Raw genomic sequence first — 19,115 nt, 5'->3', positions numbered from 1 at the left:
TGTTCCCTAGAAAATCTGTAACCTCTCCCTAACCCTCTCCTTAAAGGAGAGGAAATTCCTTCTCCCTTTGGGAGAAGGTTGGGATGAGGGGGTATAAAGGCTTTAATTAAAATGTCCGAACATCAACAAAATGGCCTGCGATTGCTGCCGCAGCCGCCATGGCCGGACTGACCAAATGCGTACGTCCACCATTGCCCTGACGGCCTTCAAAGTTACGGTTTGAAGTCGAGGCACAATGCTCACCCGGTTGCAATTTATCAGCATTCATCGCTAAGCACATTGAACAACCAGGTTCACGCCATTCAAAGCCTGCTTCCAAGAAAATCTGATCCAAACCTTCTTGTTCCGCCTGCTGTTTCACCAAGCCAGAACCCGGGACGATCATGGCCTGCTTGATACTCGCCGCCACTTTACGTCCTTTTACCACGTCGGCAGCCGCACGGATATCTTCAATCCGCGAATTGGTACACGAACCGATAAAGACGCGATCCAACTGGATATCAGCCAAGGCTTGTCCAGCGGTTAAACCCATATATTGATAAGCACGGGTCCAGTCATTGCGTTGTACCTCATCTTTAGCTTGCTCTAAAGTCGGCACGGCTTGTGTCACCGGGATCACCATCTCCGGTGAGGTGCCCCAAGACACTTGCGGTTCAATCTCGGCACCATTCAATACCACTACCGCATCAAATACGGCATCTTCGTCTGAATGCAAAGTATTCCAGTACTCAACCGCCTGATCCCACTGTTCGCCTGTTGGTGCATAGTTACGGTCTTTGACATAGGCAATGGTTTTGTCATCAACAGCTACCATGCCCACACGTGCGCCCGCTTCAATCGCCATATTACATACCGTCATACGGCCTTCGATTGACATGTCACGGAATACCTGACCACCAAACTCGATGGCATAACCTGTACCGCCTGCAGTACCAATTTTGCCGATAATCGCCAAGACCACGTCTTTAGAGGTTACGCCCTTGCCCAATACGCCATCGACACGCACCAACATGTTTTTCGACTTCTTCTGTACCAAGCATTGCGTTGCCAAGACATGCTCAACTTCTGAAGTCCCTATACCATGTGCCAAGCAACCAAAGGCACCATGCGTTGCGGTATGCGAGTCACCACACACGACGGTCATGCCCGGTAAAGTCAAACCCTGCTCTGGGCCAACCACATGGGCGATGCCTTGACGGATATCATTAATACCGAATTCAACGATATTAAATGTTTTACAGTTATCGTCTAACGTCTGAACCTGGATACGCGAGGTATCATCCTCAATGCCGGCAATCCCCTGTTCACGCTCTTTTTTAGAGGTCGGTACGTTATGGTCAGGCGTTGCGACGTTGGCACTTAAACGCCACGGTTGGCGTCCGGCAAGTTGTAAGCCTTCAAATGCCTGAGGACTGGTGACTTCATGCAATAAATGACGATCAATATAAATCAGGCTAGAACCATCATCACGTTGTTTTACTAAATGGTCATCCCACAATTTGTCGTACAAAGTTTTGCCTGCCATGTCGTCGCTCTCCATCGTGCTTGCCATCGGACTGGGTATTTTTTATCTTGAATTGATTATAGCAACCACTTCACATAAATCTAATTTATCATTTTTATAAATTAACAAACTTTTTGGAATGATAAATTTCTGCCAAGTTCAAGTTTGTGCTTGTTCAATGAAAAGCATGCCAAATCAATCTGATCCGGTCTTATCTTAACGTTAATATGGTTTTTTTGATCAAATTTAAGTGAATCTTCATTCTATTTATAAAAACAATCGTCATAAATTGAAATTTCTTTTTTACATTTTAAATGATAATGATTATTATTTAATTAAATAGAGATTTATTCGGGTGACGACAATGGCCAATATCCAACAATTTGTACTCAACAATCGGCGGACTTTGAAAAAAACCTTGAGTTATTACATTATGCATATTAGTGTGGCAATGATGGTTGCCTATGTCATTACAGGGAATCTGATGATGGCGGCAACGTTGAGTTTAATCGAACCGACCGTACAAGCCTTCGCTTTTTTCTTTCATGAGAAAGTCTGGAATTATTTCTAATTCAAAAAAATTGCACATAAAACCAATTTAAAATCTCCCTCTGGATAGGCGTGTATGAACCTCGCAGCTTTTGAAGCATTTGTAAAAGTGATGGAAACCGGTTCCATTTCTATTGCAGCAGAACAATTATTTATTACCCAGCCTGCAGTGACCAAACGGATTCATAGTCTTGAAGACTACTTTGGCGTCAAGCTCTTTGAATCCGCAGGCCGGGGCATTCAACCGACCCATGCGGCACACTCGCTTTTGCCCAAAGTTCAAAGCTGGCTGAATAATCTGGGAGAGATTCACCATACCTTGAGCCATGAGCAGGCGCAGGTACAAGGACGTCTCAAGATTGGCACCAGTCACCATATCGGTTTACATCATCTGGCCGAGCCACTTAAAAACTTTGTGCAGCATTTTCCCCAAGTCACTCTCGATGTGCATTTTGTCGATTCTGAACAGGCGCATGAACAGGTGCTGGCAGGTGAACTGGAACTGGCCTTTTTAACCCTACCTCCAGTTGGGGATGATCGGCTCAACTATGTCACCATCTGGAATGATCCGTTGGTATTTGTGGCCGCCCCCTTCCATCCCTTGGCACAGCAAACCCAGCTCAAGCTCGAAGACCTGATTGCTTACCCGAGCTTATTGCCAGCCGCACAAACCTATACCAGCCAGATTACCTTGGCAGAATTTGAAAAGAACAACCTCAAACCTAAAATCACCATGAGCAACAATCCGTTAGAATCCATCCGCATGTTGGTTTCGATCGGTTTAGGCTGGTCTGTTTTGCCCAAGACACTGGTCAATCAGGATTTAAAACAACTGGATTTACAGCTGGATATGCAACGTCAGTTGGGTATGGTCTGGCATCCAGCCCGTATCCAGTCTAAGGCGGCTGAGGAGCTGATTCGGATGATGCAGGTAGGATAAGTAATCCATCCTTTGCTGTAGAAACATTCGTAATATAAAAAAACCTCCATGGCTAGGAGGTTTTTTATTGTCTTCAAAATAGACACCGCTAAGGAGGATTTAGATTGACCAGTCTTGAATGTCCCAAGCCTGCGCTTGCGCCAGTTTTTCTAAACGATCATCTGGATTGACTGCAATCGCATGGGTCGCGTATTCCAGTAAGAAACGGTCATTGATCGAATCTGAATAAGCCCAAGACTCAGCCACCGTACGTCCAGCCAGCCATTGATCCAGACGTGCTAGCTTGCCTTGTTGATAACACGGGATTCCAGTGACCTTGCCTGTGTATTTACCCTCAACGACTTCAGCACTGGTGGCAATAATTTCGGTAATACCAAATTCCCGGAAAATCGGCGCGGTAATAAAATCACTGGTCGCGGTAATCCCTACAATGGCATGCCCTAAATCCTGATGCTTTTTAATCGCCTCAAATCCTTTTGGACGCATTTGTGGACGGATAACCTTTTGCATAAACAACTGATGTAATTCAGTTAAATAGGCATTTTCATGTTGGGTAAGAAATTCAAACACAAATTCATTATAGGCAATCGGATCCAGTTGCCCCGCTTTATAGTCTTCATAAAACTTGTCATTCATTTGACGATGATGAACTGGATCAACCAACGCTTCACTGACCAGAAATTCACCCCAGGAATGGTCAGAATCGGTATTTAACAGGGTATGATCTAAATCAAACAAAGCCAATTTCATATAAATGCTCATTTAAATGCAAATTAAAGAAAAAAAACGTAAATCTATTTCCGTAAGTCACTAAAAATTCGTTAAGATCATAGCAATTTAAACATTTTACTTTGACCTTTTTCGAGTTGGACATGGAAGATAGTCTGTCCCCGAGATCAAAGTCAACGATATAGATAAAATTTAGGTAGCCAAATGATCGACTCAGAAGGTTTCCGACCCAACGTCGGGATCATTTTGGCAAACGATGATGGACAGGTTTTATGGGCAAAACGCATTGGTCACAATGCTTGGCAATTTCCACAAGGAGGGATCCAATTTGGTGAAACCCCTGAACAGGCACTTTTTCGTGAACTGAGAGAAGAAGTCGGTTTATTGCCCGAACACGTCCAGATTATAGCGCAAACAAAAGGTTGGCTGCGTTATCGTTTGCCACATCGGTACATTCGGTCAGATTCAGATCCGGTATGTATTGGACAAAAGCAAAAATGGTTTTTACTGAAGTTAACGGCCTCGCCTCATCATATTCAGTTAAACCTGTCAGACCCACCCGAGTTCGATGAATGGCAATGGGTGAGTTACTGGTACCCATTGGGTCAAGTGGTCAACTTCAAACGTGATGTTTACCGTAAAGCCATGATGGAATTATGTTTACAACTACCTCAGCGTTAATTGTCATAAAATCATCATTTTAAGCAATGATTTTTGACAAGAGAGCTGTTATAACTAGGCCTATAACGATTCAATAAACTGGAGTAAACATCCATGTCAAACATGCAGCTCGACACCCTTAGACGCATTGTGCAAGAAATCAATGCGTCCGTCAGTTTGCATGATTCTTTGGACATTATGGTCAATCATGTGGCCGAAGCCATGCATGTGGATGTCTGCTCGATTTATTTACTGGATGAACGCAATCGCCGCTATGTGCTGATGGCATCCAAAGGCCTCAAACCTGAAGCCGTCGGCAATGTTTCCCTGAATATTGGTGAAGGTCTGGTTGGTCTGGTCGGGCAACGCGAAGAGATCGTGAATCTCGATAATGCGCCAAAGCATGACCGTTTCGCCTATTTACCAGAAACTGGCGAAGAGCTGTTTAACTCATTCCTTGGCGTTCCGGTGATGTATCGCCGTAAGGTAATGGGCGTACTGGTGGTTCAGAATAAGGAATCCCAGGACTTTAGCGAAGCTGCCGAATCCTTTTTAGTAACGCTATGTGCACAGCTTTCTGGTGTGATCGCCCATGCCCATGCGGTCGGTAATATTGATGTATTCCGCAAGCCAAGCACCGGTTCAACCTATAAGACCTTTCAGGGCGTTTCAGGGGCCGGTGGTATTGCACTGGGCCGTGCCATCGTGCTCTACCCGCCTGCCGATCTGGCTGCAATTCCAGATCGTGAAGCAGAAGATATCAGCGAAGAACTGGATTTACTGGATCAGGCCATTGCCTCGGTTCGTCAGGAAATTCAGTCTTTAGATGAAAAAATGCAAGACTCCCTCATGTCGGAAGAACGCGCGTTATTTAGCGTGTTCTTACGCATGCTGGATGAAAATGCCTTACCCAATGAAATTAAAGACCATATTCGTGCTGGAAGCTGGGCCCAGGGCGCAGTACGTAAAGTCATCGACAAGCATGTGGCGCTATTTGCGCAAATGGAAGATGACTACCTGCGTGAACGTGTTTCTGATCTGAAAGATCTGGGCCGTCGCATTCTAGCCTGCTTGCAGGAAGCGGATTCCAGCCATCGTGAACTCAGCCCTGACAGTATTTTGATTGGTGAAGAAATCAGTACCGCCGCGTTGGTAGAATTACCAGTGGATAATATTGCGGCGATTGTCACTTCTGAAGGCGCTGCCAATTCGCATATGGTGATTGTGGCACGTGCCTTGGGCATTCCAACTGTAGTCGGTGTAACCGAGTTACCAATCACCACACTGGATGACATTGAAATGATTGTCGATGCCTATCAAGGTCGTGTCTTTGTCAATCCACCGCGTCGCTTACGCCAACGTTATAAAGAAGTCCAGAAAGAAGAAGAACAGATCGCCAAAGATCTAAAGCAATATGAAACCAAAGATGCGATCACGCCTGATGGCATCTCTATCCCGTTATTCGTCAATACCGGTTTAATGATTGATGTGGTGCGTGGCGTTCAGCGCGGTGCCAAAGGTGTAGGCTTATACCGTAGCGAGATTCCCTTCATGCTACGTGAGCGCTTCCCCGGCGAAGAAGAACAACGTGCCATCTATCGTCAACAGCTCAGCCATTTTGCCAATAAACCGGTGATTATGCGTACCCTGGATATTGGGGCGGATAAAGACTTGCCGTATTTCAGTATTGAAGAAGAAAACTCGGCGCTGGGCTGGCGTGGACTGCGTTTTACACTGGATCATCCCGAGATTTTCTCTGCGCAAATCCGTGCCATGCTCAAAGCCAGTATTGGCCTGAATAACCTGCATATCCTGCTGCCGATGGTGACCAGTGTCAGTGAAGTGGAAGAAGTGCTATATCTGCTTGAGCGTGACTGGGTGGCGGTACAGGAAGAAGAGCAGGTCAAGATCACCAAGCCGAAAATCGGGATCATGGTGGAAGTTCCGAGCGTGCTACTGCAAATTGATGAGTTTGCCGAACTGGTCGATTTCTTCTCGGTGGGCTCGAACGATTTAACCCAGTACTTACTGGCGGTGGATCGTAATAATCCACATGTTGCCAACGTCTATTCACACTTCCACCCATCGATTCTACGGGCCTTGAAACGTCTGGCTGAAGACTGCCACACCCATCAAAAACCGGTCAGTGTCTGTGGTGAAATGGCGGGTGATCCATTGTCTGCGATTTTATTGATGGCAATGGGCTTCAACACGCTCTCGATGAGTTCCAGCAATATTTTGCGTGTCCGCAAAGCCATTTGCCATGTGCCAATGAGCGACGCCAAAAAACTGCTGGAAGATGTGCTGAAAATGAATAATCCGCTGGTGATTAAAAGTTGGCTGGAACACTATTTCAGAACCCATGGCCTCGCCGATATGGTGAAATCGAATCGACTGGTCAGTGTGTAAACAATATATACACTGCCTATAAAAAAAGAGCGACCTTCTGGCAAGCGTCGCTCTTTTTTATGGATAAGTCAGCTTATTTTAAATAAACCTGTTGCTTTCCTTGCCCCAGACTCACCTTCGGAAATTGACGGTCATAATCAATTACAATGGCGTCTTTACCCGTTAAATTCTTGGCATCGGATTGCCAGGTCACATAATAGCTCACTTCGGCATCATCACGGACCTGTGGCTGAATACGCTGACGATGGTCTGCTGGAATGATAAATTCAACCCGAAAAGGGACTTGAGAGACTTGCACTGTCTTTTTCTCTATCAATGTCGCAGGCACATCGGCCATACGACTTTCCACTGCATATAAGCTGATTGTGCCCTGTTGCGGCTGCACCGCATAGTTGCCTGCTCCCACAAACTCAACGGTCAAGGGTATGGCTTGATTGGCTTTAAGTTCAGTATCCTGCGGCATGGCCGTACAACCTGTCAGTACAGTTAAAGATAAACCAAGACTGGTGACTATTTTTTTCATTGTTTTTTATCTCATCAAGAAAGAACTCAAACATAGCATGCCTTGCATTAAAATCATGTTCACTTACATATTTTCAACCCAATCACCTGATTCAGTTCTCTCAATCCGAAAATTCACTTAAGCATGAGCACGCAAGTCTTGATGAATATGCAATTTTTTTTGCGGCTAAATGCTATTTTACATAACTGCAACAGGCCATTGCTCCAATTGCTGCCTTAACTATTGCCATTTTCATTTCTTGTTTCGAGGCCGTGCATTCATTGAAATACCAACAACAAATCATAATAAAACTTATATTTTTCATAAGCTTTCTTGTTTTTTTAACAATTTTTATATCTACAAACACTCAGCTCAAGCTTAAGCTATAAACAGCTTCAATCGAATAAAGCATTTATGACATCAACTTTAATCCATTGGAAAAAAAGCTTTCATCAACCTAGAGTAAAAATACAAAGGCTGAACTGATTCATTGCAAATCTTACTTAGGCATCTGAAATTTTGATACCCAATTTGTATATGTCCCAGCGAAGCATTCATATCTTTGAACGGTCAAATGATTGAGATGACCTCACTTACAGGTCCTCTTGATGGAGATAGAACATGAGCCAAGACGAAAAAAAATGTCCTTATAGCCACCTTACCACTGATTTTGGTGCGCCAGTTGTCGATAACCAGAACAGTATGACCGCGGGTGCGCGAGGACCATTATTAGCCCAGGACTTATGGCTAAACGAAAAACTTGCCAACTTTGTCCGTGAAGTGATTCCTGAGCGCCGCATGCATGCTAAAGGTTCTGGTGCATTTGGTACTTTCACCGTTACCCATGATATTACCCAATATACCCGCGCTAAAATCTTTAGCGAAATCGGCAAAAAAACTGAAATGTTTGCCCGTTTTACCACCGTTGCCGGTGAACGTGGTGCAGCAGATGCGGAACGTGATATTCGTGGTTTTGCCCTGAAATTCTATACCGAAGAAGGTAACTGGGATATGGTCGGGAATAACACCCCGGTCTTCTTCTTGCGTGATCCACGTAAATTCCCGGATTTAAACAAAGCGGTCAAACGTGACCCGAAAACTAACCTGCGTAGTGCCACTAATAACTGGGATTTCTGGACATTATTGCCAGAAGCATTACACCAGGTCACCATCGTCATGTCAGACCGTGGTATCCCTTCAAGCTACCGTCATATGCATGGCTTCAGTAGCCATACCTATAGTTTCATTAATGCCGCCAATGAGCGTTTCTGGGTGAAATTCCACTTCAGAACCCAACAAGGTATTCAAAATCTGACGGATGCAGAAGCCGGCGAGCTGGTGGGTCAGGATCGTGAAAGTCATCAACGTGATTTATTCGATGCCATTGAACGTAAAGACTATCCAAAATGGACCCTTTTTGTTCAGGTTATGCCAGAACAAGATGCGGAAAAAGTCCCATATCATCCGTTTGATTTAACCAAAGTATGGCCTCACGGCGATTATCCATTAATTGAAGTGGGTGAGTTTGAACTGAACCGTAATCCTGAAAACTTCTTCCTTGATGTAGAGCAATCTGCTTTTGCACCAAGCAATCTGGTGCCAGGGATCAGTGCTTCACCCGACCGTATGTTGCAGGCGCGTTTATTCAACTATGCCGATGCACAACGCTACCGTTTAGGTGTGAACTACCAGCAAATTCCAGTCAATGCGGCACGCTGCCCTGTACATAGTAATCACCGCGACGGTCAAGGCCGTATCGATGCCAACTATGGGGGTTTACCGCACTACGAGCCAAACAGCTTCGGTCAGTGGCAAGAGCAAGCTCAGTATAAAGAGCCACCATTAAAAATTAATGGTGATGCCGATTTCTGGGATTACCGTGAAGATGACAATGATTACTTCAGTCAACCACGTGCCTTGTTCGAACTGATGACACCAGAGCAACAAGACGCGTTATTTGGCAATACAGCGCGTGCCATGGGCGATGCGCTCGACTTCATCAAGTATCGTCATATCCGTAATTGCTATGCTTGCCACCCAGCCTATGGTGAAGGGGTTGCGAAAGCATTGGGCATGACCGTTGCTGATGCACAAGCTGCGCGTGAAACTGATCCGGCGCGTCATTTACCAAGCTTTCTGTAAGCTAGGAAATACTTAATAAAAAGCCATCTTCGGATGGCTTTTTATTGCCTTTGAGGGACAATTTATTCAACACTGGATAAGAAGAATAAATATGTCACAACCTTTACAACACCTGATTCAAAACCATAACATCATTCTGTTCGATGCGGTATGTGTACTTTGTTCAGCCTGGGCAGATTTTATGATCAAACATGATCGACGCTGTCAATTCAAACTGGTGTCGGTACAATCCAGTCTAGGGCAGCAATTGTTAAAGCATTACCACTTCCCGACCGATCATTTTGAAACCATGCTATTGCTGGAAAAAGGTCAATGTTATACAGAGTCGACGGCCTTCTTGCGCATTATTCAGCGACTGGATTTTCCTTATAGCAGCTTAAAATATGCCCGCCTTGTTCCTAAAACCCTCCGTGATTTTGCTTATCGGCGCATTGCATTAAATCGCTATGATCTGTTTGGTAAAACTGAACAATGTTATGTGGTGACTGCGGATATTCAGCAACATTTCCTTCAGGATGATGTCTTGAGATGAAGCAGCGTCACCCGACCATCTACAGGATTTTAAAATTTTGTCAGTCGATGATCGCCTTGCTTTGGATCTATCAAGGCCTAATTCCTAAATTGATTTTTCAGTCACCGACTGAACAAGCCATTTGGCAACAATTACCGATAGCTCATTTCTATATAGGATGGTTAGTCATGCTATCCGGAATCAGTGAAGTCATTTTTGGTGTTCTGTTTTTGTTCATCAAACATCCCTGTTTACACTGGCTCAGTATCGTGAGTTTGACCGGGTTATTTATTTTTATTCTATTCATTGATCCGAATCAGCTTTACCAAGCGTTTAATCCTGTGGTCATGAATATTGCACTAGCCAGTCTTTCACTGATCGCAATCTGGTGCCTGAATGCCGAGGCTGATGCTAAGCCCTTAAAAAGTGACCTTCGCGAATGCAATAGAAAGGATTGACCAGTTTCGAAGAAGATTTCATGGCATGCTGCAATTCATGTTCAGGCGAATCGCGCTCTTCATCTGTCAACTGGAAGGTACGATAATGAATTGCCAGTGAGCGATGCGCATGCAAGTCTAAATGTGCATGAAAGGCATCTTGTGGATTCATATGCACATAACGCATCAACATCCGCGGTTCATAAGCCCCGATCGGTAATAAGGCAATTCTGGCATCGCCATAGCGCTCATGGATTTGCTTGAAATGCCCTGAATAACCGGTATCCCCTGCAAAAAAACAGTGCCCAGTCTTGGCAAGCACAGAAAAACCGCCCCACAAGGCACGATTCTGATCGCGCACGCCTCGTCCGGAAGTATGTTGTGCAGGCGTATAGGCAATCTTTAACTCATCATGGAACGGAATTTCCTGCCACCAGTCCATTTCAATCACATGCAGATGTTTCGGCAGATAATAGCCATTGCCTAAACCGGTATAAATCGGCATTTCAAATTTCTGATGTAACCAATCCAGCGTCGCCAGATCCATATGGTCATAATGATTATGACTGAGCAAGACCCCGTGAATGGTCGGAAGATGTTCCAGCGCAATACCTGCGGGACAGACACGGCGTGGTCCATTGCCCTGTTTCGGACTGGCATATTCCGACCAGACCGGATCGGTGAGGAAATTATAAGGGCCGATTTGAATTAAAATTGTGGCGTGTCCCACAAACCAGATTTGCCAGTCATTTAAGTCGGCATGCGGTCGGTTTTGGGGCAGTTCCAGCATTTGGTTGCGTAAATTGGACTCATGAACACGATCAACATTCCAGGTATAGGACTGACGGGTCGCCAGCCACTTTAATAGCCCTTTACGATCAAACGGGGTTAACGGTTTCTGCAAATTATAGAACCGGTCTATGCCGCAATGATCAGAAGCCTCATGTGGAAACGGCGGTTTCACCCAAGTATGACTCAAGCAAGATTGTGTCGGCAATTGATAGGTTAATGTCGGCTTATCTTTCATGTACTTCTTCTGTGGTGGAATCTAATCGCATGAGGTCCATTATGTTATATCCCTGAGATTACGGCGTGTTTTCAATGTTATCGCGTTTTAAATCATCATGATTTTTTGACTAGAGCGAGCACATTTCATCACAGCATAATCGGACCTTGATCCTAACATAAGGTATTCAGTTATGCTGATTTTCTAGAGCTGAGTCAACACAATTTTACTGAACTAATAAGGCTCAGTGACAATTGTAGTGAAAGGTTAAACCAGACGTTTTTGCAACACGTTTTTCTGTCTTGGATTGAAGATTCATCGGTATGACAAAATAAAAAAGCCGAACAAGTCGGCTTTGTATAGTGATGAAATCTTAAACATTGCTAAAAAAGGCAGCAAACTTTTGATAGCTCGGACGCTGCTTAATATTGTCCAGATAGCGTTCAATTGCAGGATGAGATTCAACCTCTCCCATCTTGAGCTGCCAGAACAGCATCGCGGCAACAGTTACATCCGCAGCGGTGAACTGCTTTCCACATAAATACGGATCAGCTTCACTCAGGCCTTGTACAAAGGCATTGTAGGCATCCTGATAGTCTCCATATCCGACAGATCCTTTCTGATCTGGCTTGACCTCCACACCTAGCATTTTATTGGTTGAAGCAGCTTCCCAAGGCCCTGAAATAAAGAACAGCCAGCGATAATAAAGACCGCGTTTTGGATCATTGAGTGCAGGTGCCAAACCTTTGTCTGCGAACTTATCGGCCAGATAGGCACAGATCGCATCCAGCTCATAGACCACAATATCATCGTCCACCAATACAGGGACTTTGCCAAAGGGATTGATTTTTAAGTACTCAGGCGCTTTCATTTCAGTTTCAAAGGCCACTTCGATGCGCTCACATTGCACACCTAGTTCAATCAGCAACCAGTCCACTACAACGCCACGTGAGAAATTATTGGTATAAAGTTTAAGTGCCATATTGATATGTCCTTAGTGAGTTATTCTTATTTCAATGTAATTGTTTGGATTGTCAGTTTCTGTCAGTAGTCGAACATACCTCTTGCCTCCACCATTGTTGAAATAGTTGCTGCTTGAATTGCGGATAAAGCTCCTGACTCAGGCTGAGCTGCCGGATACGGTCAATCCGGAAGTGCCGAAAACTCTGTCGCAACTCGCACCATGCGGCCAGTACAATCCGATCATTAAAATACCCTAGGGCAAAAGGCCACACAGTACGGGAACTGATACACTGCTGCTCATCGGCATAATCCACCACAATTTTGACTTGCTGGCGGATGGCCAGACGTACCTGCTCCACCAGTTGTGCATCTACAGGAAGCCAGGCATTGATGGAACGTAAGGTGGTGTGTTGAAGTAAATGTCGGCAATGTTCAGGCAATACTGCATTGAGCTTGGCCAGAACCGACGTGGAAGCCGATTTTAAAGCCAGATCAGGAATTTCACTCAACCAGTTTAAGGCCAGAAAGATGGCCTCGATCTCGGTTTCATTCAAGCTCATTGGCGGTAACAGGAAATCTTCTTTGAGCTGAAACCCCAGCCCTGCTGCTGCATCAATACTCACACCTTGGGCGCGTAATGTCTCAATGTCCCGATAGACACTGCGCTGACTAATCTGCAGTCGCTCCGCCAATACCTGTGCAGTGACCGGATAGCGATATTCTCGGAGTAGTTGTAATAGATTGAGCAAACGGATCGAGCGGCTCATATAGTCCCTATTGTTATTATGGATGACGGGAAAGCGAACTCTCCCCTCATTTTGTCATTTGATCTTCAGTGAATTAACTTTCGGTTAAATCAGCAACCTTGAGCAAGCTTTGTAAATAATGATGCAAGTCCTGCACATGATGGGCAATGGTTAATGGCTGATATTGCTGTAACGTTTCAATACTGTGCACACCATAACTGACCCCGATACGTGGCATATCCAGATTTTGTGCCATTTCCAGATCGTAACTGGTATCCCCAACCATAATCGCACGTTCAGCTGCCACATCCATCTCGGCCAGAATTTCCTGCAACATCAGTGGATCTGGCTTGGACTTGGTTTCACTCGCGGCACGGGTAATATCGAATAGTGCATGACTATTGGTTTGCGCCAATACACGATCCAGCCCCTTACGGCTTTTACCGGTCGCGACCGCAAGCTTAAGACCTTGCTGCTTTAAATCCATCAATAGCTCAGCGACCCCATTAAACCAGACATCGCCTTTCGAGTTTGCCACATAATGATCGGCATAACATTGCAAAAGCTCCTGATGCAAATGCGGGATTTGCGGAAACAGGATCTGCATCACTTCAGGTAAACCCAGACCAATAATGCTTTTCGCGGCTTCATCCGTCAGTGGCTGTTCGAATTGCTGCGCTGCATATTGCAAACTCGCCACAATCTGGCCCACCGAGTCGAACAGGGTACCATCCCAATCGAAAATGACGAGTTCAATCTTCTGCTTCATTTCTGCTTTCTCAATTCGTCAATCACCTGCTGTATATCTTCAGGCATCGGAGCTTCAATCACTGGATAATTCGGAATTTCCAGACGCATGGCATGCAGGCACAAACGGCGTGCTGCCGGGCCGTTATACACCGTATTGTGTCCATATTTATCGTCCCCCACCAAAGGATGACCAATACTTAAACCATGTACCCGGATTTGATGGGTACGGCCTGATAAAGGTGAAGCATGAACCAGAGTGGCTGTTTTAAAACGCTCAACCACTTTCCAGTCAGTCTTACTTGGCTTACCTTCAGAAGTCACACGGACACGACGCTCGCCATTGGCCAGCTCATAACGCAATAAAGGCGCATCAATCATTTGGCGATCCAGACTGACCTGACCTTTAACAATAGCGGCATAGGTTTTCTGGATCTTATGTTCGCGTAGTAGGTCCTGTAGCAATTTTAAGGTACTGCGCTTTTTACTGACCATCACCAGACCGGAGGTATCACGGTCAATCCGGTGAATCAGTTCCAGATATTTTTTGCCTGTCGCCGCCCGTAAGGCTTCAATCAGGCCATAGGCCACACCACTGCCGCCATGTACGGCAATACCCGAAGGCTTATTGATTACCAGCAAGCCTTCATCTTCATACACCACTCGGCTCAACAGGCTTTGCGCGACGCTATCGCTGACAGGTGCAGCCGTTTCATCCTTCTGTTCATAACGGATTGGTGCGACACGAATCTGGTCGCCAATGTTCAAACGTGTTTCTGCTTTTATTCTTTTTTTGTTTACGCGTACTTGTCCTTCACGAATCAAACGGTAGATGCGACTTTTTGGAACACCTTTTAATCGGGTAAATAAAAAATTATCTATTCGCTGCCCGTCTTGATGCTCATCCACGTCAAACCAAGTGACACTTTGCCATTGTTGTGTAGAATTCATACGCTCGATTAATCCAAGATTTGCTAAATATGATTAAAAAATGATCATTTAGCTAAGTTATTTCACAAGAAACCTAAACTTAGCCCATAGGCAGATGCTGCAAGGTTTGGTATATTCAGCGCACGGATACCACCGTAAGTGAGCATCAAATCAGAAATTTTATTTAGATAAAATTTTAAATCGATGAGATATTCACCAATAACTCGGATAGGTCCTAAAGAATTATGCCGACGCCGAAGGCTTATTATATCGGCAAAATGGCAAACTGTTGCGTTTAATTGTGCATCAGCACATACAGTTTGTTCAGAAAAAATATGTCGCCAGCAATTTGCTGGTTATTAAACGTAAACTGATCCACATCAGACAATTTGCTCCCTGATGTCGCATTCAGGCTAAAGCGTTGATGCATTGGAACTGCCAAGCAGAGATACGATGATCATTCCGTATCAAGACTTCCAGATGGATCGACTTCAATGCTTAATGACAGTGAAAGTCACCATCCAATGCACCGCTCACCCGCCAGTGAAGCGTACAGGAAACTTTGATTATGTCGGATCTAGTGATATTTCACAGATGTCAGACATGCCATGAAATATCAACGGATTCAAGATTGAAGCAGTATTGCTAACATCGAAATAACCGGATCAAAGCCTCCAGCTGGATACTTACAGCCAGTGGTTTCAGAGCTTGCTACACAACGTTGCTTCTGAGTCTTGATCGTGCCAATGAGATGTTTGCTCAAAAATATTGGGCTTATTGTTTGTGTGCATCACTATTAGGTGTCACACCCATGAAACGTATGTTGATTAATGCAACCCACGCCGAAGAAGTTCGCGTTGCACTTATCACTGGTAATCGTCTTTACGATTTCGACTTAGAGAATCGTACTCGCGAACAAAAAAAATCAAATATTTATAAAGGTCATGTCACTCGCGTTGAGCCCTCTTTAGAGGCGGTTTTCGTTGAGTACGGCGCACAGCGTCAAGGCTTTTTATCTATGCGGGAAATTGCAAACTCGTATTTCAAAGCTGACCCTCGTCAAACTTCAAATATTCGTGAATTGATCACTGAAGGCACTGAATTACTGGTTCAGGTTGAAAAAGAAGAGCGTGGCAACAAAGGTGCTGCCCTATCGACTTTCATTTCGCTGGCAGGCCGTTATTTAGTGCTTATGCCGAACAACCCGAAAGGTGGCGGTATCAGCCGTCAGATTTCAGGTTCTGTCCGTGAAGAACTGAAAGAAATTTTAGCCTCTTTAAATGTGCCGCGTGGCATGAGCGTCATCGTTCGTACCGCTGGGATTGGCCGTACTCAGGAAGAACTGCAACTTGACTTGCAACACTTACTTGACCTGTGGGCACAAATCCAGGGTTCGGCAAGTTCAGGTCCATCACCAATGCTGGTTCATCAGGAAGCAGGCGTGGTGACACGTGCCATTCGTGATTATTTACGTGATGATGTTGCTGAAATCCTGATTGATAGTGAGCAAGCCTACAACGAAGCCTATAACTTCGTAAAAGCAGTGATGCCACGTCAGCTCGACAAATTAAAAACCTACACCATGAATGAGCCTTTATTTGCTCACTTCGGCATTGAAAGCCAGATCCAGACTGCCTATGAGCGTGAAGTCAAACTTCCTTCTGGCGGTTCAATCGTGATTGACCAGACCGAAGCTTTGGTATCGATTGATATTAACTCGGCGAAATCAACTCGCGGTCACGATGTTGAAGAAACAGCACTCAACACCAACCTGGAAGCAGCCGAAGAAATCGCACGTCAACTGCGTTTACGCGATATCGGTGGTTTAGTGGTCATCGATTTCATCGACATGACCAAAGACCGTAACCAGCGTATGGTTGAAGCCAAATTACGTGAAGCAACGCAAAGCGACCGTGCACGTATCCAGTTCGGTCAACTGTCACGTTTTGGCCTGATGGAAATGAGCCGTCAACGTTTACGCCCTTCTTTAGAAGAAGCAACAGGTTACGTGTGCCCACGCTGTCATGGTACCGGTATGGTGCGTGACTTACGTTCATTGTCACTTTCGATCATGCGTAAGGTAGAAGAAATTGCATTACGCGAACGTCAAGGTGAAGTTCAAGTTGAAGTGCCTGTTGAAATCGCAGCATTCTTATTGAATGAAAAGCGTCACAGCCTGGTGTACTTGGAACAAACCTCAAATGTTCGTGTTACGGTATTACCGCACCCGCACTTGGAAACACCACACTATCAAATCCAGTTCAATCCGGATGGTTTTGCACCGTCTAGTTATGAACGTACTGAAGCAACCCGTTCAAGTGAAAAAGAACTCGGTTACGAGTCTTCTGACTGGCATCTGGAAGATGCAGAGCATCACCATGCACCTGCACAAAATCAAGCAGCTGCGCCACAGAAGAAAGCTGCTCAGCAACAGGCTGCGCAAGCAAAACAAACTCAACAGGCTGTTGCGCAAAAGTCAGCAAGTCCTTGTGCATGGTTAGAAAACCTGTTTGTTCAAAAACAGGCACAAACTACAGATCAATCGCGCTCGGCACAAAATGCGGCAGCTGCGATTGAGCAAATGGTCAACAATGGCGCAGTAAGCCGTGGCCAGTTTGGACAGGTCAATGCACCTGTTGCACCTGTTGCATCTGTTACCACTGAAACTGCTGCACCAGCGGCAAACAATGCCTATATTTCACAGAATCCTGTGAAACAGGAACCGCGTGAAACGTTTGAGAAAGACGAAAAACCACATCGTCCAAATCAAAACCAGAAGAAACGCAAGCACAAAGAGCAACGTGAACAACACGCGCATGCACATGAACAACAAAATCAAGTGCATGAAGAAGTGGTTCAACTGTCACGTCAGGAACAGCGCCAAGAGCAACGCGAACTGAAACGTCAACAAAAACGTCAGCAGTCGCAAGAGCCTCAAAACCAGCAGCAACATCACGAGGCTGCGCAAGCGAATGACAATGCGCCATTACCACGTCGTGACCGTAACCAGCAACGTCCGAACCGACCAAACCGTCATCGTGACCAAAGCGTGTTGAATGACGCTGCAACTGCAGCGCCTGCGAACCCGCAACAGGTTAAAGTTGATGTGGTGGATGCACCACGTCCAGAGCCAATGAACACGGCATTGATCGTGAACATTGATCAAGGTCAAAGTGAGATCGTGGCACTGAATCCACAACAAGCGACTGCACCTGCCGCAAAAGCGGAAGTTGTGCCTGCTGTTGTAGAAAAAACCGAGAGCAAACCTGCGGCTCAAGCAGAACCAGTGGTTGCGAAAGAAGCACCTGCTGCAACTGCTGAAGAAGCAGCCCAAGCACCGGTAAAACGTGCCAGCAATGACCCACGTTCTCGTCGTCGTCAACGTGGTGCTCAAGCACCGCAGAAAGCAGCGGCACCAAAAATTGCACCATCGCAGATTCCAGCGCTGGGTCAATACACGGTCGGTAGCCTGATTCGCCATGTTTATGGTGAAGACTGTACTATCCTGATTGAGCAATTTGGTTTAATCACTACGTTTAACCGTGCCCTGCAAAAGTTTGCCGAGCAATATGCCAGCACGCTAGTGGTAGACACCGTGGTTGAAGAAGAAAAGCGTCCGGTAACACGTGATGCCGAACTTCCAAGCAAAAAAGTAACGGAAGAAGCTGAACCAGCGCCAGTGCTAGCATTAACACCACCTGAAGCTGCTACTGTTCGAGTTGCAAATGACCCGCGTGAACGTCGTCGTTTAGCCAAACTTGCTGCAGAGCAAGCCAAAGAAGCGCATATTGCTTCAAACGCGACGCCTGCTCCTGTTGAAAATACTGAATCGAAAGAAGAAGTGAAAACAGAAGAAGTCGCTAAGCCAGCAGAAGAAACTGTGGTTGCAGCGCCAGAGCAACAACCTCTAGAACTTGCTCAAGAAGCAGTGGCTGCTCCGGCAGAAGTAGCACCGGTTGAAGCGGTGAAAGCACCAGCGGCTAAAGCTGAGGCCAAGCCTGAAGCTGCGAGCAAAGCTGCTGAGAAAGCTCAAGCTGCTGAAAAAGCAGAACAGGCAACAGCTGCAACCGAAGCGGAATCAGAAGATGAAGCTGCAAAAGCAGAGAAAGAAAAATCAAGCCGCCCGCGCCGTCCACGTGGACGTCCACCGAAAAAGGCTGCAGCTAGCAATGAATAATTTGCTAAATTGCACTCAATAAGGCTAAGCCTAGTCATTTCGGTGACTAGGCTTTTTTGTTATTTTGTCAAATTAGGTTGATTGCTCTAGGAACTTACCATTACAAAACAGCATCAACGACAATGGTGTGAATGGTTGTGTTCTTACGGATAGCCATTTTTGG

Annotated in this window: 16 protein-coding genes; 8 read left to right on the top strand and 8 right to left on the bottom strand. The window is 45.5% G+C overall.

What is annotated here, in order from left to right; translation table 11 throughout:
• Positions 1-106: 106 nt before the first annotated feature.
• Positions 107-1,525 carry a 3-isopropylmalate dehydratase large subunit gene (leuC, locus tag IEV39_RS15830; RefSeq protein WP_005280682.1) on the bottom strand — a complete coding sequence of 473 codons (1,419 nt, stop codon included), beginning with the start codon at positions 1,523-1,525 and terminating at the stop codon, positions 107-109.
• Positions 1,526-1,868: 343 nt separating this feature from the next.
• On the opposite strand from leuC, the gene IEV39_RS15825 reads away from it, so the two are divergent.
• Positions 1,869-2,075 carry a DUF2061 domain-containing protein gene (locus IEV39_RS15825; protein WP_005226599.1) on the top strand — a complete coding sequence of 69 codons (207 nt, stop codon included), beginning with the start codon at positions 1,869-1,871 and terminating at the stop codon, positions 2,073-2,075.
• A 54-nt stretch (positions 2,076-2,129) separates the two neighbouring features.
• Positions 2,130-2,993, top strand: coding sequence for a LysR family transcriptional regulator (locus IEV39_RS15820; protein ID WP_005226598.1), 864 nt, complete (start codon positions 2,130-2,132; stop codon positions 2,991-2,993).
• A gap of 99 nt (positions 2,994-3,092) precedes the next feature.
• Here the strand turns inward: IEV39_RS15820 and IEV39_RS15815 are convergent, their stop codons facing one another.
• On the bottom strand, positions 3,093-3,743 hold the full coding sequence (locus IEV39_RS15815; RefSeq protein ID WP_005280684.1) for an HAD family hydrolase: 651 nt from the start codon (positions 3,741-3,743) through the stop codon (positions 3,093-3,095).
• Positions 3,744-3,926: 183 nt separating this feature from the next.
• Here IEV39_RS15815 and IEV39_RS15810 point away from each other — a divergent pair, with 183 nt between their 5' ends.
• Both IEV39_RS15810 and ptsP read left to right on the top strand, forming a co-directional pair.
• Complete coding sequence (locus tag IEV39_RS15810) at positions 3,927-4,403, top strand: RNA pyrophosphohydrolase (protein WP_004656060.1); 477 nt, start codon at positions 3,927-3,929, stop codon at positions 4,401-4,403.
• A gap of 93 nt (positions 4,404-4,496) precedes the next feature.
• On the top strand, positions 4,497-6,791 hold the full coding sequence (gene ptsP, locus IEV39_RS15805) for a phosphoenolpyruvate--protein phosphotransferase (RefSeq protein ID WP_005226596.1): 2,295 nt from the start codon (positions 4,497-4,499) through the stop codon (positions 6,789-6,791).
• Positions 6,792-6,864: 73 nt separating this feature from the next.
• On the opposite strand, the gene IEV39_RS15800 is transcribed toward ptsP, so the two are convergent.
• Positions 6,865-7,314 carry a hypothetical protein gene (locus tag IEV39_RS15800; protein ID WP_005280687.1) on the bottom strand — a complete coding sequence of 150 codons (450 nt, stop codon included), beginning with the start codon at positions 7,312-7,314 and terminating at the stop codon, positions 6,865-6,867.
• A 600-nt stretch (positions 7,315-7,914) separates the two neighbouring features.
• On the opposite strand from IEV39_RS15800, the gene IEV39_RS15795 reads away from it, so the two are divergent.
• The 3 genes from IEV39_RS15795 to IEV39_RS15785 all read left to right on the top strand — a co-directional run bounded on the left by IEV39_RS15795 (position 7,915) and on the right by IEV39_RS15785 (position 10,404).
• Positions 7,915-9,435 (top strand): catalase, encoded by a 1,521-nt coding sequence (locus tag IEV39_RS15795; RefSeq protein ID WP_005280689.1) that lies wholly within the window; start codon positions 7,915-7,917, stop codon positions 9,433-9,435.
• 91 nt (positions 9,436-9,526) lie between these two features.
• On the top strand, positions 9,527-9,967 hold the full coding sequence (locus IEV39_RS15790) for a thiol-disulfide oxidoreductase DCC family protein (protein WP_005280692.1): 441 nt from the start codon (positions 9,527-9,529) through the stop codon (positions 9,965-9,967).
• Positions 9,964-10,404 carry a DoxX-like family protein gene (locus IEV39_RS15785; protein ID WP_005280695.1) on the top strand — a complete coding sequence of 147 codons (441 nt, stop codon included), beginning with the start codon at positions 9,964-9,966 and terminating at the stop codon, positions 10,402-10,404. The genes IEV39_RS15790 and IEV39_RS15785 overlap by 4 nt, the downstream gene beginning before the upstream one ends.
• On the opposite strand, the gene IEV39_RS15780 is transcribed toward IEV39_RS15785, so the two are convergent.
• The 5 genes from IEV39_RS15780 to IEV39_RS15760 form a co-directional block, all read right to left on the bottom strand.
• A complete protein-coding gene (locus tag IEV39_RS15780; protein ID WP_005280698.1) occupies positions 10,358-11,410 on the bottom strand; it encodes an MBL fold metallo-hydrolase in 1,053 nt (350 codons plus the stop codon). The genes IEV39_RS15785 and IEV39_RS15780 overlap by 47 nt on opposite strands.
• Positions 11,411-11,762: 352 nt before the next feature.
• The gene (locus IEV39_RS15775; protein ID WP_005280701.1) at positions 11,763-12,371 is read right to left on the bottom strand and encodes a glutathione S-transferase family protein; all 609 of its coding nucleotides are present in this window, start codon (positions 12,369-12,371) and stop codon (positions 11,763-11,765) included.
• A gap of 52 nt (positions 12,372-12,423) precedes the next feature.
• The gene (locus IEV39_RS15770) at positions 12,424-13,119 is read right to left on the bottom strand and encodes a helix-turn-helix transcriptional regulator (RefSeq protein WP_005280703.1); all 696 of its coding nucleotides are present in this window, start codon (positions 13,117-13,119) and stop codon (positions 12,424-12,426) included.
• A 73-nt stretch (positions 13,120-13,192) separates the two neighbouring features.
• The gene (locus IEV39_RS15765; protein ID WP_005280706.1) at positions 13,193-13,867 is read right to left on the bottom strand and encodes an HAD-IA family hydrolase; all 675 of its coding nucleotides are present in this window, start codon (positions 13,865-13,867) and stop codon (positions 13,193-13,195) included.
• Positions 13,864-14,796 carry an RluA family pseudouridine synthase gene (locus tag IEV39_RS15760; protein ID WP_005280709.1) on the bottom strand — a complete coding sequence of 311 codons (933 nt, stop codon included), beginning with the start codon at positions 14,794-14,796 and terminating at the stop codon, positions 13,864-13,866. The genes IEV39_RS15765 and IEV39_RS15760 overlap by 4 nt, the downstream gene beginning before the upstream one ends.
• A 790-nt stretch (positions 14,797-15,586) precedes the next feature.
• On the opposite strand from IEV39_RS15760, the gene IEV39_RS15755 reads away from it, so the two are divergent.
• On the top strand, positions 15,587-18,952 hold the full coding sequence (locus IEV39_RS15755; RefSeq protein WP_005280712.1) for an Rne/Rng family ribonuclease: 3,366 nt from the start codon (positions 15,587-15,589) through the stop codon (positions 18,950-18,952).
• The last annotated feature ends 163 nt before the right edge of the window (positions 18,953-19,115 follow it).

It is taken from the genome of Acinetobacter courvalinii (genome assembly GCF_014635545.1).
GTDB classification, from domain to species: domain Bacteria; phylum Pseudomonadota; class Gammaproteobacteria; order Pseudomonadales; family Moraxellaceae; genus Acinetobacter; species Acinetobacter courvalinii.
This window is presented reverse-complemented; position numbering and strand designations above follow the sequence as displayed.